Source organism: Desulfotomaculum copahuensis, from assembly GCF_001655685.1.
Taxonomy (GTDB): domain Bacteria; phylum Bacillota; class Desulfotomaculia; order Desulfotomaculales; family Desulfovirgulaceae; genus Desulfotomaculum_G; species Desulfotomaculum_G copahuensis.
Window position 1 is genome coordinate 106,707 of the sequence record NZ_LYVF01000002.1, and the last position, 13,723, is coordinate 120,429.

A 13,723-nucleotide genomic window follows, 5' to 3' on the forward strand; every position below is an offset into this window, starting at 1 on the left:
ACGGACTTCCGGCATAAAACCCGGATTGCCGGCGGAATTGGAGCGCGAGCCCCGGCCCGGAGCCGGGCAAACTGCCAAGGTACGGAACATGATATGAATGAACTGGAAGGAGTGAAACGATGCGTTACGTCATACTGGGCGCCAGCGCCGCCGCCGTGAGCGCCGCCCGGGCCATCCGGCGCCGCGATCCCGGCGGGGAAATCACTATGGCGGCCGCCGACCGGCAGATTTACTCCCGCTGCCTCTTGCCGCGGTTGATCTGCGGGGAAAAGACGCCGGAACAGATCAATTTTATTGATGACGATTTTTTCGAACGCTTGCAGATCAACTTCCTGCCCGGCCGGACGGCCGTGAAAGTAGACCCGGCAGAAAAGAAAGTGCACCTGCAGGACGGCCGGGCTTTAACATACGACCGGCTGCTGGTGGCCACCGGGGCCTCGCCCGCCCTGCCGCCGGTGGAAAACCTGGCGGCGGGAAAACCGGTCTTCACCTTACGCCACCTGGAAGACGCCCTGGCCATCCGGGAGGCGGCCGGTCCGGGCACCCGGGTGGCCGTACTGGGCGGCGGTCTGGTGGGCCTGGAAGCCGCTGAGGCGCTGCTCGCCCGGGGAGCGCAGGTGACAGTGGTTGAACTGGCCCCGCGGCTTCTGCCCCTGCAGCTGGATGAAACCGCCGCCGCGCTTTATGCAAAGCTGTTCCGGGAACGCGGTGTGCAAGTGATCACCGGCCGGGCCGCGGCGCGGGTCGAACTGGCGGACGGACGGGTGCGGACACTGGTGCTCAATGACGGTAGCACCGTGCCCTGCGATGTGATCCTGGTGGCCGCCGGAGTGCGCCCGAACATTGATTTCCTGGAAGATACCGGAATAGAAACAAACCGGGGTATTGTGGTAGACCGGCACATGCGCACATCATTGCCGGACATCTACGCCGCCGGGGACGTCTGCGTCTCCCGGGAAACCTTCACCGGGGAAATCTCCCCCACCCCGATCTGGCCGGCGGCGGTGGCCCAGGGCCGGGTGGCCGGCATGAACATGGCCGGTATGGAGGCGAAACTGCCGGGCACCTTCGCCTACCAAAACGCGCTCACTCTTTTCCACCTGCCTGCGATCACCTACGGCCGGCCGGAAGCGCCGGCTGCGGACTGCCGGGTGGATGCGGTCCAATGGCCCGGCGGCTACCGTAAGGTAATCCGCCGGGGCAGCCGCCTCTACGGAGCCATCTTGCTGGGCGACATCGCCGGGGCCGGGGTGTTCGGCGCCCTGACCGGCCGGCAGGTGGACGTCTCCCGCCTTCCGGAAGACTCCCTGGACATCAATTACGCCCCCTTTTTCCGGGAGGAAGCGAACGGCAATTTCTCATATTGACCGCTCAGACAGCGGACGAAACCAATATATTGTAACCCTGCCCCTTCCTATATCCCCGCTCTTGACTGGAGCGGTCTTTTTTTGACGCAAAACAAGCGCCGGCTGATCCGGCAAAACATCCCGCATCATCTTGAGCTCACCGCCGGAACAGAAGGCCCGTCCCGCGCGGTGATGATCACTACCTTTGTGTCAAGATCCCCGCCGCAATACTCCAGGGTGTCCACCAGTTCGCGGTCCATGGCATCATCCAGGGCGTTGAAAGCCTCCGGACTGCTCAGAGTCGGGACGGTAACACCTTCCCCCGTCACCTTGAGCACGTTCCGTGCGTTCAATTAAGAGGAACAACTGGCAATCCCGGGCTTGAGGCAATGATGTATGTACCAGTACAGGTTACGAATTTCCAACTTACCGATATTCTTCTTGATTCTTTTTTCTAAAAGATCTATAATACCCCTGATAATTTATATTCGAAGTTAAAATCTTTTATCGATACACTGTGCTTATCGATATATCCGGGATTATAAATACGTTTCCAGAGGATGAGAGTAGATGCGTATTATAAATTACGATAACTACATCGAGCATTTGCGAAAAAAGTCATTGCATGTTTATACTCGTTGGGCGGCGCAAACAAAGGCCGTGCGATCCCGTAAACCACGCGATCCTGAAGAAGACATAGCTTTGTTTTTACTGGACCGGAAGCGCTGGCAACAGGCATTGGCCAGCGGCCGCCTGGAAAAGGTAGGCCCCCGGAGGTATCGCTGGTATGAATGAGAAATTTAAAAATATAATTCTTACTTTAATACAGGAAAAAGACTCTCTAAAAAAATCCCTGGGAGTACTGGCCGTTCTAACCGAAGCCCTAAAGCCCGTGGGCGTCAAGCCTATCTTGGTGGGTGGCCGGGCTCTGGAATTTTATACTTTGGGCGGATACGCAACAAAAGATATGGACCTTGTTATCAATGGAAGAGAGCAGGCTAAAACTGTTCTTGCCACAATGGGTTTTTTACGTCGCCCCGGCGAACGGCACTGGTATCATGAAGAACTTGATCTGGCCCTGGAAATACCTGACGGGACTTTAGCCGGATCGCCGGACAAACTTTCTATTGTAGAAATTAACGGCATGGAGGCTTTCATAATCGGTATCGAGGATCTGATCATTGACCGTCTGGCAGCAGCTAAATTTTGGAACAGTCCGGCTGATGCTCAGTGGGCGGCAAAGTTACTCGCCCTTCATGCCCGGGAAATTGACATGAACTACCTTCAAAATGCCGCTTATAAAGAACAGGTTGAAGATATTTTAAAAAAAGTTATTAAACACAGCAAAATATATCTTGACGTTGACCGCTTCAACCCGGGCGAAAGCTGATCGAATCATCGTCCTGCCGGATTCCACGATGCGCTGCACAGTGCTGCTACCGTTTCAGGGGAACGGCCTTTATAAGGCCGTTCCCCTGAAGTTCGCGCTCAACTGGAAGGAACGGCCTGGTTCCCGCTTTCTAATGCCAACTGCCACACCCGTATTCCGGCAATATGGGATAGGCAAAAACAGATGCGGGTAATGTTTGTTGATCTGTTAATTTCCCTTCATGGTAAACCATCAACCGGTGGCTTTTCTGATCAAAATACAGCTCACCCACACATTGATCCCCCTGCACCGCCCAGACCCACATTTCATCCGCGCCGGTGGCCGAGACCAGCAGTACATCGCGGTAATCATGCAGTACCGGTCTCAATGGTTGCGGAAGATAGGTAAACTTATCCTTTACGGTGTTCATCAGGCTGTCTATGGGCTGGTATTTTTCCAATTTTAAGGGATCCCTGGTCAAATCGAGCACCCGATCATCAATGAATATACGCTCCCCGCATTTGACCACTGTGGCCCCGGCGCCGGCAATAAAGCTGCCATGTTCGCCCGCCACTGTTTTCCAGCGCACATCGTCCCCTTTTACCTCGACCAAAAGTAAGCTGCCTTTGTCCTCTGCGCCGGAAAAACTTTCACAATCCGCCAGGACGCTGAAATCATCCGGACTGCCGTAGACGAACACGGGATAAGGCCCGGAGGCGTTGCCGGGCAGCGGCGGGGTCAATACCTTTTCCGTCACCTGAGCGCCCCGGTGTATTTCCACCACAATTTTACCGGTTTCGCGTCCTGCTCCCTGTCCGGCTTCATCCCGTTCAAACCGGACGGTCATGGCCGTTTGACTGCCGGAAGGACAATAAACGATTGGCATGGTATATCCCGTCCAACTAAATGTACTTACCTTGTATCCCGGGTGTACGCCGGTAACGGTCAAGTTTTCCTTTGGTTCATGGCTGAAACAAATCCTTTCGCCACCGTCCCAAATTGTACGGTAAAGGGCGCTGTAGTCCGTTTGCAGGTTGAACAAGGGAGTGCTGTCAAGGGTGACTTTTCCGGCGTTCAAGTCCCAGTAGCCGGCAGTAGCCGTAACTTTATCTATTTTGTCTTGAAAGTCATGTTCAACTGCGGCCGGGAGTATCAGCGGCACCTGCACCCGGCCGTAAACCTTGCCCGTTACGGTTTCTCCGGTTGGCACAGTAAAAATGTGCACAGTCTGCGTTTGCCCGTCCCAGACCACTTTGGCGCCGAAAGTCCGGGCGATGAACCCCAGCGGTACCATGACCCGGTTTTGCACCATCATGGCCGGCACGTCCAGTTTGACCGGCAAACCGTTTACACCGGCATTCCGGTCGCCCAATTTTAGTGTAATCACAGCGCCACGGCCGGCCACTTCAACCGTTTGGGCGGCGTTGTCCCAGTCAACCCGGGCTTGCAGCGCCTCACCGGTATCCCGGACGGGCACCAGCACTCGATCGTCATGCATGACCGGCGGCACGGCAAGCTTCAGCGCCTGTCCGTCAACATTAACGGAGGTTCCTGCAGGTAAGGCGAAGGCCGGCACTGAAAAAACGCCGAGCAAAACAATCAAACACATCAGCAAGGAAAAGCGCCCCGTTTTCAAATAACTTTACCTCCTCGGTTTTTCATCCCGGCAAGTTAATCTGCCCGTGCGCAAAGTTTCATTTCAGACACACCACCCCCTTTGTTAAATTAGACGATTGGAAATACCGTTTGGTTCCCGGCAACAAAAAAAACCGGCGGATTTGATCAATTCCGCCGCCAAATCATCATGACAGGCACTTTTTGCCGGTTTCTAAAAATTTCGTCATACCCGGATGCGCGCAACCGGAACCCCTTGCCCTATTTGCAGCTTACGCTCAACCACAAAGGGATCAACCACCAGGCTCCCTTCTTTCGATTATTTTTTTTAGGTATTCTTCAGTCGCCCGGTAAAAAACCCGGGCGTCATTATGCTCGCGTAAAGCACGGGAACAAAAAGCGGCAAAGAGGCCGGGGGTTTTTTGATAAACCGGCCTGCCGTTTCTGGCCACCTGAAATTTGAGCAATGAGAAAGCACGGTTGAGAATAACCAAATCGACCTTTCCGGTTTCCAGGTGATTGATTAAATCCCGCAGCAACCGCCTTCTGGCGCGTGCGGTTGCCGGTGCATCCGGCGGCAAATCCGCCTGCTCAAGCCAGAAAGCCAGATCGATATCGCTTCCCTTGGTCGCCCGGCCGGTGGCCTGGGAGCCAAAAAGAACGGCCAGGGAAATACCATGCCTGTTGCAGAATTTATGAAACTCCGGTCTATAAAGTGCGGATACCCCCGCCATAACAACATCACCCGCCGTTCCAAGCGGTCTATATATCATTCCGTACATTGGATTGTTACTAAATAATATAACGAATAGCGAACCATGTTGCAAGAAGCGGTTTGCATTTTATTCCAGCAGAGCAAGTGGATCCCGCGGAAAAAAACTCTTGCGCGCCACTGGCCGAAGGTGGGAATAAAAACAAAACAGGTGGTACATAATGGTAACATGAAAGGGTGTGATACTATGCCTGCCGGCAAAATGCGGCAGTTATCGCGCTACCTGGTGATACCGGTCCTGGGTTTGTTTTTATCCGGATGCCTGTCCCCGGTCCGGGAAGGAAACCCCCTGCCCGGCCTGGGAATAGCCGCAGCACAGCAAACGACTGCCGGAATCAAGGTCGACAGCGGCTCCGTCCCGGGAAAAGAAACCGGGATTCACCGGAAAACCGTTCCGGTAACCCTTTATTTCGGCGAAGATCAGGGCTACCTGGTGCCGGTGAAGAAGGAAACAACCGGCGCACCGGCCGTCGCCCGGGCCGCCATGCAGGAACTCTGCCGGGGTCCGGCTCCCGGGAGCGGACTTAATCCCACCATCCCGCCGGGCACAACTCTCAGGAACATCAATATAAAAGACGGCCTGGCCACGGTTGATTTCAGCCGGGAGTTGAAAACCAGACACGGGGGTGGTTCGACGGAAGAGTTGCTTACCGTCTATTCCATCGTGGACACCTTGACCCGGTTCCCCAGCGTACGGCGGGTACAAATCCTGGTGGATGGAAAACGGCTGGAAACGCTGACCGGACACATGGACATCAGTATGCCCCTGGAGCGGGACAACTGCATGATCCGGGAAAGCGGGCATTAATCCCCGCCCGGTCTTATCCAGCCGGGGCCGCGGGTAATCACCGGCCTCCGGCGGCAAGGCGTTCTTCGATGTATTCCTTCAAGACCACCGCGCTGTTGCGCTTCTCATCCCGGGCGGCAAAAAGGAAGGTGACGGTGCCCTCCCCGGCCAGCTGCGCCAATTCCGCCACCAACTCCTCCTTTGCCGCCAGTTCCGCCCGGTAGCGCGCTTTGAATTCCGGCCAGCGGTCCGGCTCGTGGCCGAACCAGCGGCGCAATCCGGGACTGGGGGCCACGTCTTTCAGCCACAGGCCGACGGCCGCCCTTTCCTTGCTCAACCCCCGGGGCCAGAGCCGCTCCACCAGAATCCGGCGCCCGTCCGCTTCCCCGGGAGGCTCGTAAATGCGCTTTAATTTGATCATCTGACAAATCACCTGCCGGTTGGGAAATTCCTGATCCACATGGCCGCCTTTTCGCCGTCCAAAAATTCCTCCACCGCATCAATGCCCAGTTGTTTCAACAGTTCCATAACATACCGGTTGTCCACCGGGGTCGGGGAAGCGGCCTGTTCCCCGTACCTTTCCACAAACTCCCGGCCGGCCGCCGGATCGATGAGCACTTTCGGGCCGCCCACACAGCCTCCGTTACAGCCCATGCCTTCCAGGAAATTTCCCTTTAACCGGCCCGCCAGCACGTCTTCCAGCATCTTTTTACAATTTTGCACTCCGTCGGCCTGGATGGCCCGGATTTTTATTTTCCGGTCCGGCCGCAGCCTGTCCAGCGTTTCGGAGATCGCCCGGCTCACTCCTCCGGTGCGGGCATAGATCCGGCCGGCGGTGGAGGAGTGCTCGCTTTCATCTTCCTCCATTTTGGCCGGATCAACGCCCACGGCCTCAAATATTTGCTGCAGCTCCCGGAAAGTAAGCACGGCGTCCACGGCGTCCTTGATGTCGGGTTCTTTAGCTTCCGCTTTTTTGGCGATACAAGGCCCGATAAAAACCACTTTGGAACCGGGATGCAGATGTTTGATGCCCCTGCCGCAGGCCACCATGGGAGATACGGAGGGTGATATATGGGGCGCCAGGTCACGGTAAACGCGCTTGACCATGGAAACCCAGACCGGACAGCACATGCTGGTCAGCATAAAGTCGTCTTCTTTGGTCACCTGCCGTTCAAATTCCAGCGCCTCTTTCAATGTCAGGATATCGGCAAAGAGCGCCACTTCCACCATGCCGTAGAAACCAAGCCGCTTCAACGCCGCCCGCATTTTACCGGGGGTGACACCGGGTCCGAACTGACCGGCAAAAGCAGGGGCGACTGCGGCAAAAACCGGCACGCGGCGATCCCGCAACAGTTCAATCAAAGGCACGAACTCTTTTTTATCCACCAGGGAATAATGACGGCAAACCTCCACGCATTTGCCGCAGCCGGTGCAATCATTCCGTTTGATCACCACATTGCCCTGCCTATCGCGGACTATAGCGCCAAAAAGGCACGATGCCCGGCAGTGCTCATCCCCGGCACAGCACTGACCGCCGCACTCCCTGACCTTAAAGACCACCGTGTCCGGGTCGCCGCCGCCCGCAGCGTAAAGTATGTACTGATCTGTAAGTTCATCACCGGTACGGCGGATTTGCTCTTTTTCCGCCGCCAAATCACCGTGGTAGGCGCTTTTGACCAGCCTTTTAAAAATTTCATCATATCTGGATGCACTCAAAACCGCATCATCCTTGCTGAATATCGCTCTGTCTACTATTTACCGTTTATTGGCGGTTTATGAGTCACGGTATTTCCGTTCCAGGTTCATCTGACGTAATTTCTCACCACCAGTTCCGTGATCAAGCCCCGTCCGTCCGCCCGGCAGTTTATGGCCCGCCTGGCCATAACTGTTGTTATATTGTATGCCGGGTAAAGCTCCCGGACAAACTCCGTATCCGAATTGCTGAGCATAACCCGGCAACCGCGGCGGTCCAGTTCCCGGAATACCTCCGCCAGCCGGCGCTGGTCCTTTTCACCAAAGCAGTCCGCCGTATAGCTGGTAAATCTCGCCGTTCCGGACAGCGGATGATAAGGCGGATCCAGATAGACGAACGCTTCCGGTCCGGCCACCTCCAGCACCCGGGAAAAGTCGCCGTGTTTGATCTCGGCTCTTTTCAAGGCGGCGCTAACTGTCCGGAGGTTTTCCTCATCTACGATTTTAGGGTTCTTGTAACGGCCGAACGGCACGTTGTGCCGCCCCTCGCGGTTTACCCGCCACAAACCGTTATAACCGGTTTTATTCAGGTACAGGAAACGGGACGCCCGCTGCACATCAGTAAGAGCGGCCGGCTCCTGAGCCCGCACCTGGTAATAGTATTCCGCCGTGTTTTTATGGCGGCGCAGGTCGGCCAGCAAAAAGTCAAGCTTATCCCGCACCACTTGATAAAAATTGATCAGTTCCTCATTGCAATCAAGAAGGATCGCCTGCGCCGGCCGGAGGTAAAAAAATACGGCCCCGCCGCCGACAAAAGGCTCGATCAGGCATTTGAACTGATCCGGGAAGAGCGGTATGAATTGCCATATGAGTTGTCCTTTGCCGCCGGCCCACTTGACAGGCGGACGAACAGGGTATAGCAGTGGATTATTGCAGACAGTTTGAGACATGCACATCACCAAATGACATATTCGACAGCGGTAAAAGTTTCCCCTGCCGGACAAGTCAGCAACCCGGAATGAAAACCGGCAAAGTCCGGTTCGGCATGACTCATGAAAAAACCGGCTATAACCGGTGAAGTGGGGAAAAAACTATACGGATAAACAAGGTTTCGGGATGCTTCCTTTCATTCAAGCCGCAGCTCCGATAATTTGCAGCAGCCTGTCCCCGAACTCACCGGTGAAACCGACCAGTTCCAGGAAAAGCAGGAAAAAACCCGCCGTAGACTGCTGGGCCAGCGGAAGCAGGCAATTCGTCGCCAGATGGTAATTGCCCGCGTCCGGCGGACCGCCGACCAGCCCAAACAGCTCACGCCCCTGGCAAGCGGCGGCCTTCACCCAGTCCGCGGCGTCGCCGAACCCCCAGTACAACCCTTTGCACCCGGCCAGGTAGCGCCGGCGGTTTTGCTGCACCCAGCGCTCGTAGCTGCTGTGCCCCGCACCCACCCGGCAACTGGCGTGGTGCGGTTCCCAGGCGTCCTGCACCAGATGTCCTGCGGCACCCAAAAAAAACATGGCCCGCCGGTAATGGCCGGCCCGCCAGTGGATAAGGGCGCGTTGAAAGTAGCGCCGGCAGAGCACGGTGGACGGAGCACGTCCCAATAAACCCGCATCCCTGCCGGGATCATAATAATGATGCACGCAACTCCAGCCGCTGTCGGCCCAGCAGGCGCCAAAATCCAACTGCCGGGCGAACCTTTCCAGCAGGGCCGCTTCGGCCCGGTAACCGTCCCGGTTCAAAATAATCCGGGCCTGACGGTTGCACTGCACATGCGTGGAGCAAAAACCAAGCTCCAGACTGTATGACATCTTTCCCGTGGCCAGCAGGTACTTGCCAACGAAACTCAATGCAGGCGGGACACATTTCAGACTTAAATGCAATTTGCCTTCCCTCCTGTTGCTCATTTAAAAGCCTCTGCAAATTGTTCCCGGTCTTGCCGGAACCTGACCGGCAAGTATACTCCAACCCGGTCACGGGTGCATTATATAAGACTGATGTCAAGCCAGCGCTAAGATTTGATTAAGATTTGCCTTCAGACGCTCATGCTGCTATGAAAATTAGCATTGCGGCAAAAGAAAATTCCCCCGGCAGTTGAAGTCCTTGATAAGACTCCAACTGCCGGGGGAATGGACTGTCGCCGCCGGAACAGGCAGGCATTATCTTTAGCTCTCTGGATCGGCCGGTGAGTAGCAGGCTGATTTTCGCTTATACCACAACCGGGCAATGCTGAACATTGAACTGATTCCGGGTGTCATGCATTTTTTATATGCATGACTCACAAAAGGGACGCTCCTTAAAGCGCCTGGCAGAAACAGGTGTCCCGGCAGCTCTGGCAAGCGTGCCGCATCCGGTCAGTCGAAATACTTTTTTTTGCGTTTGGGCCTGGGGATATAAGTCACCTCGATGGCACAGTCGGGACACACCAGGGCACAGGACTGGCACAAGATGCACTTGTCCCCCTCCACCGTCACCGTCGGCGTACCGTAAATGCCGAGCGCCTCCGACCAGGTGATGCATTGCCGGGGACACTTGACGATGCAATACCCGCAGCCCTTGCACAGCCCCGGGAAAACCGTCATCGCCCCCCTGGCCAGATCATAGTGCAAGATTTTCAAAACCCGTATCCCCCCTGGTTTAAATTTAAGAAAAACCCCGGCCGCCGGGGCTTTACCGGACTTCCCGGGGCGGCACCAGCCAATTATAAAATGAAACAGCGCTTATCCCGGAAAGCATTAAGCGTGGAAAACCTGTTGCTCATGAAATAACATCTGAAAGGGGGCTGAAATTGTTCTGAAATTGTACAGCCGGAATTGGTGCAGAATATAGATCAGGGTAACAGATTCACCCTTAAATATCAACAAATAAACCCCGAATGGTTAATTAATCATCCCCAAATGATCAGCCAGGCTGTGAAAATGGACAACTACCACGACCGTTACCGTTAAATACAGAAATATTATTTTAAACATTAAAAAACCACCTCTTACCCTAAAAGTATGGTTTTTAGAAAACGCGAAATCTATAATATACCGTAAAAATTATCTCTTTTAAAGTAAATTCACTCTTCAGGCCGGGGTTTCCTGGCCTGATTCATTCGGCGGGATTTTGTATACAGTTCTTTCATAAACGGGGTGTTTTTGATGGAAACCCGAATTGATGCCGTAGTGGTGGCGGGAGGCGGTATTGCCGGCATCCAGGCTTCACTGGATTTGGCCGCCCTGGGTTATCATCATGTCTACCTGGTGGAACGGTCAGCGGCCATCGGCGGCACCATGCCCATGCTCGGGCGGACGTTCCCGACCAACGACTGCGCTATGTGTATTCTTTCCCCCAAGCTGGCGGAATGTGGCCGGCACCCCTTGATCACAGTGCTCACCAACGCGGAAGTGCTCGATGTGACCGGGGAACCGGGGCATTTCACGGTCACGGTGGAGCAGCAATCCCGGGGGGTGGATATGGAGCGCTGCACGGGATGCGGGGAATGCGCCGCACAATGCCCCGTTTATGTCGACGATCCCTTCAACCAGGAACTGAATGGACGGAAGGCCATCTACAAGCTTTATCCCCAGGCCTTTCCCAACTGTTATGCCATCGACCGGGAAAATTGCATCAACTGCCGGACCTGTGTGGATGCCTGCCCCGGCGGCGCGGTCTCGCTGGACACAAAAACGGTGCAAATGCAGCTGATGGCCGGGGCGGTCATTCTTTGTCCGGGCTTCGGCCTTTTGGACCCGGCCCGGCTGGAACCATACCGTTACCGGCAGCTCTATCCGTCGGTGCTGACCAGCCTGGAATTTGAACGTCTGCTCAGCTCTTCCGGGCCGTACCAGGGCCGGTTGATCCACCCCTCAGACGAAAAGGCGGTACACCGGGTGGCCTGGATTCAGTGCGCCGGTTCACGGGAAACCACCATCAACCGGGAATTGTGTTCTGGTGTCTGCTGCATGTACGCCCTCAAGCAGGCCATGGTGGTGCTGGAGCAGGGACGGAACATGCAGGCCACCATCTTTTACCAGGATATGCGCACCTACGGCAAGGGATTTGAAAATTATTACCACCGGGCGAAGGAGATGGGCGTCCGCCTGATCAGAAACCGGCCGGCGGAAATAAAACAGGCCGGGGATGGCAGCCGGAACCTGCGGGTGAACTATCTCGCAGATGACAGTACGCTCAAGCAGGAAGAATTCGACCTGGTGGTGCTCTCCACGGGCATGGTGGCGCCGGTAATGCCGCTGGCCGAAAAACTGGGCCTGTCCCTGAACAGCTTCGGGTTTTGCGCCATGCAACCCCTTTCCGGGATTGAAACCTCCCGGCCGGGCATCTTTGCCGCCGGCGCCTTCACCGGCCCCCGGGACATACCGGACACCGTCACGCAGGCCAGCGCGGCCGCCGGGGCGGCCGCCGCCCTGCTCGGAAGCGCTTCCCGCCGGGAACGGCCGCCGCTGGAAGAACGGGATGTGAAAGGGGATGCCCCCCGCACGGGAGTGTTCGTCTGCCGCTGCGGCGGCAATATCAGCCGGGTGGTGGATGTGGCCCGGGTGGCCCGCTTCGCCCGGCAATTACCCGGCGTAGCTTACGCGGCCGAATTTTCCTACTGCTGCGCCCAGGACAGCCTGAAAACCATGGCCGCGGTGATTGACGAACACCGCTTGAACCGGGTGGTGGTGGCCGCCTGCACCGTGCACACACATGAGCCGCTGTTTCAAAATTTACTGCGCGAAAGCGGCCTGAACCCCCATTTATTTGAAATGGCCAACATCCGCGAGCACTGCTCCTGGGTGCACATGCACCAGCCGGAAATGGCCACGGCCAAGGCCAAAGACCTGATCAAAATGGCCGTGGCCAAAGCCGCCCTGCTGCAGCCGGTGCAGGGCGTCAGCCTGGGGATGACCCGGCAGGCGGTGGTGGTGGGCGGCGGTGCGGCCGGCATGACGGCGGCGCTCAATCTGGCCGGCCGGGGCCACCGGGTGCATCTGGTGGAAAAGAACGAACACCTGGGCGGAATGGCCGGACGACTGCATATTGGCGCCAACGGCGAGGATGTACAGGGCTTCCTGTCCGGTTTAATCACCCAGGTGCATGAACAGGAGTTGATCACCATCCACACCGGGGCGGAAATAACCGCCGCCGGCGGATTCGTGGGCAACTTCGTATCCACCTTGTCCAGCGGGGAGGAAATCGCCCACGGCGTGACGATTATCGCCACCGGCGCCGGGGAATACCGTCCGGAGGAATACCTTTACGGCGCGAACGGGCGGGTGATGACCCTGTTGGATCTGGAGGGCGCCCTGGCCGCCGGCGACAGCCGGGTGAACGGCGCCGGACGCTTTGTTTTCATCCAGTGCGTGGGCTCCCGGGACGACCGGCGGCCGTACTGCAGCCGCACCTGCTGCACGCAGTCCGTGCGGCTGGCCCTGCAGATTAAAGAAATAAACCCGGAGGCAATGATCTACGTGCTTTACCGGGATATGCGCACCTACGGCTTTTTCGAGGAACTCTACCAGGAAGCGCGGCGCCGGGGAGTGCTTTTCATCCGGTACAATGAAGGGAATAAACCCACGGTGACCGCGGAAGGTGATCATTTGCGGGTGGATGTGCTCGACGACGTTCTGGGCGCACCTGTAACGATCGAAGCGGACCTGGCCGGGCTGGCCGCGGCCATGGCGGCGCCGGCAGACAATGCCCGTTTGTCCCGGCTCTACAAAGTGCCTCTGAACCAGGACGGTTTCTTCCTCGAAGCGCATCTGAAGCTGCGCCCGGTGGATTTCAGTACGGACGGGGTGTTCATGTGCGGCCTGGCCCACGGCCCGAAAAACCTGGAAGAAAGCATCGTCCAGGCCGGCGCGGCCGCCACCCGCGCCGCCGCTTTGCTGGCCGGGGACACGATCACCGTGGAGGGCGGCAGCGCCTTTGTCAGCAAAATAAAATGCACGGGCTGCGGTACATGTGCTTCGGTCTGCCCGGCCAGGGCGGTGACCGTGGACGATACTGAAAAGGTGGCTGTGGTAAACGCCGCCCTGTGCAAGGGCTGCGGGGTGTGCGCCGCCTCCTGCCTGCGCGGGGCCGTTGACGTTGAAGGGTTCACCAATGAACAGGTTATGGCTGCAATCCGGGCACTGTAAACGGGCCTATTTCCAAATGAC

At 56.8% G+C, this 13,723-nt stretch carries 13 protein-coding genes; 5 read left to right on the top strand and 8 right to left on the bottom strand.

Translation table 11 applies throughout. The features are described 5' to 3' along the window. The first annotated feature begins 119 nt into the window (after positions 1 to 119). Positions 120 to 1,367, top strand: a complete 1,248-nt coding sequence (locus A6M21_RS00450) for an NAD(P)/FAD-dependent oxidoreductase (RefSeq protein WP_066665855.1) — start codon at positions 120 to 122, stop codon at positions 1,365 to 1,367. 125 nt (positions 1,368 to 1,492) lie between these two features. Here the strand turns inward: A6M21_RS00450 and A6M21_RS00455 are convergent, their stop codons facing one another. Continuing rightward, a complete protein-coding gene (locus tag A6M21_RS00455; RefSeq protein ID WP_066665857.1) occupies positions 1,493 to 1,699 on the bottom strand; it encodes an enoyl-CoA hydratase-related protein in 207 nt (68 codons plus the stop codon). Between the two features lie 217 nt (positions 1,700 to 1,916). On the opposite strand from A6M21_RS00455, the gene A6M21_RS17660 reads away from it, so the two are divergent. Next, positions 1,917 to 2,141, top strand: coding sequence for a hypothetical protein (locus tag A6M21_RS17660; protein ID WP_078060273.1), 225 nt, complete (start codon positions 1,917 to 1,919; stop codon positions 2,139 to 2,141). Then, positions 2,134 to 2,736 (top strand): UbiD family decarboxylase, encoded by a 603-nt coding sequence (locus A6M21_RS00460; RefSeq protein WP_066665861.1) that lies wholly within the window; start codon positions 2,134 to 2,136, stop codon positions 2,734 to 2,736. Before A6M21_RS17660 ends, A6M21_RS00460 begins: the two co-directional genes overlap by 8 nt. 130 nt (positions 2,737 to 2,866) lie before the next feature. Here A6M21_RS00460 and A6M21_RS00465 read toward each other — a convergent pair whose 3' ends face one another. Beyond that, a complete protein-coding gene (locus A6M21_RS00465; protein ID WP_066665862.1) occupies positions 2,867 to 4,351 on the bottom strand; it encodes a copper amine oxidase N-terminal domain-containing protein in 1,485 nt (494 codons plus the stop codon). Positions 4,352 to 4,622: 271 nt separating this feature from the next. Beyond that, on the bottom strand, positions 4,623 to 5,063 hold the full coding sequence (mntA, locus tag A6M21_RS00470) for a type VII toxin-antitoxin system MntA family adenylyltransferase antitoxin (protein ID WP_066665864.1): 441 nt from the start codon (positions 5,061 to 5,063) through the stop codon (positions 4,623 to 4,625). Positions 5,064 to 5,288: 225 nt separating this feature from the next. Between mntA and A6M21_RS00475 the strand changes: the two genes are divergently transcribed. Then, on the top strand, positions 5,289 to 5,909 hold the full coding sequence (locus tag A6M21_RS00475; RefSeq protein WP_066665865.1) for a GerMN domain-containing protein: 621 nt from the start codon (positions 5,289 to 5,291) through the stop codon (positions 5,907 to 5,909). A gap of 37 nt (positions 5,910 to 5,946) precedes the next feature. Here A6M21_RS00475 and A6M21_RS00480 read toward each other — a convergent pair whose 3' ends face one another. From A6M21_RS00480 to A6M21_RS00500, 5 genes are all read right to left on the bottom strand, one after another. Beyond that, positions 5,947 to 6,309, bottom strand: coding sequence for a DUF488 domain-containing protein (locus tag A6M21_RS00480; RefSeq protein WP_066665979.1), 363 nt, complete (start codon positions 6,307 to 6,309; stop codon positions 5,947 to 5,949). Positions 6,310 to 6,317: 8 nt separating this feature from the next. Then, a complete protein-coding gene (locus A6M21_RS00485) occupies positions 6,318 to 7,604 on the bottom strand; it encodes a [Fe-Fe] hydrogenase large subunit C-terminal domain-containing protein (RefSeq protein WP_066665866.1) in 1,287 nt (428 codons plus the stop codon). A gap of 86 nt (positions 7,605 to 7,690) precedes the next feature. Then, a complete protein-coding gene (locus A6M21_RS00490; RefSeq protein ID WP_066665980.1) occupies positions 7,691 to 8,530 on the bottom strand; it encodes a DNA adenine methylase in 840 nt (279 codons plus the stop codon). Between the two features lie 180 nt (positions 8,531 to 8,710). After that, positions 8,711 to 9,460, bottom strand: coding sequence for a zinc dependent phospholipase C family protein (locus A6M21_RS00495; RefSeq protein ID WP_066665867.1), 750 nt, complete (start codon positions 9,458 to 9,460; stop codon positions 8,711 to 8,713). A gap of 471 nt (positions 9,461 to 9,931) precedes the next feature. Then, positions 9,932 to 10,195 carry a 4Fe-4S dicluster domain-containing protein gene (locus tag A6M21_RS00500; RefSeq protein ID WP_427854579.1) on the bottom strand — a complete coding sequence of 88 codons (264 nt, stop codon included), beginning with the start codon at positions 10,193 to 10,195 and terminating at the stop codon, positions 9,932 to 9,934. Positions 10,196 to 10,720: 525 nt separating this feature from the next. On the opposite strand from A6M21_RS00500, the gene A6M21_RS00505 reads away from it, so the two are divergent. Continuing rightward, positions 10,721 to 13,702: an FAD-dependent oxidoreductase gene (locus A6M21_RS00505; RefSeq protein WP_066665982.1), complete on the top strand. Its 2,982-nt coding sequence runs from the start codon at positions 10,721 to 10,723 to the stop codon at positions 13,700 to 13,702. The last annotated feature ends 21 nt before the right edge of the window (positions 13,703 to 13,723 follow it).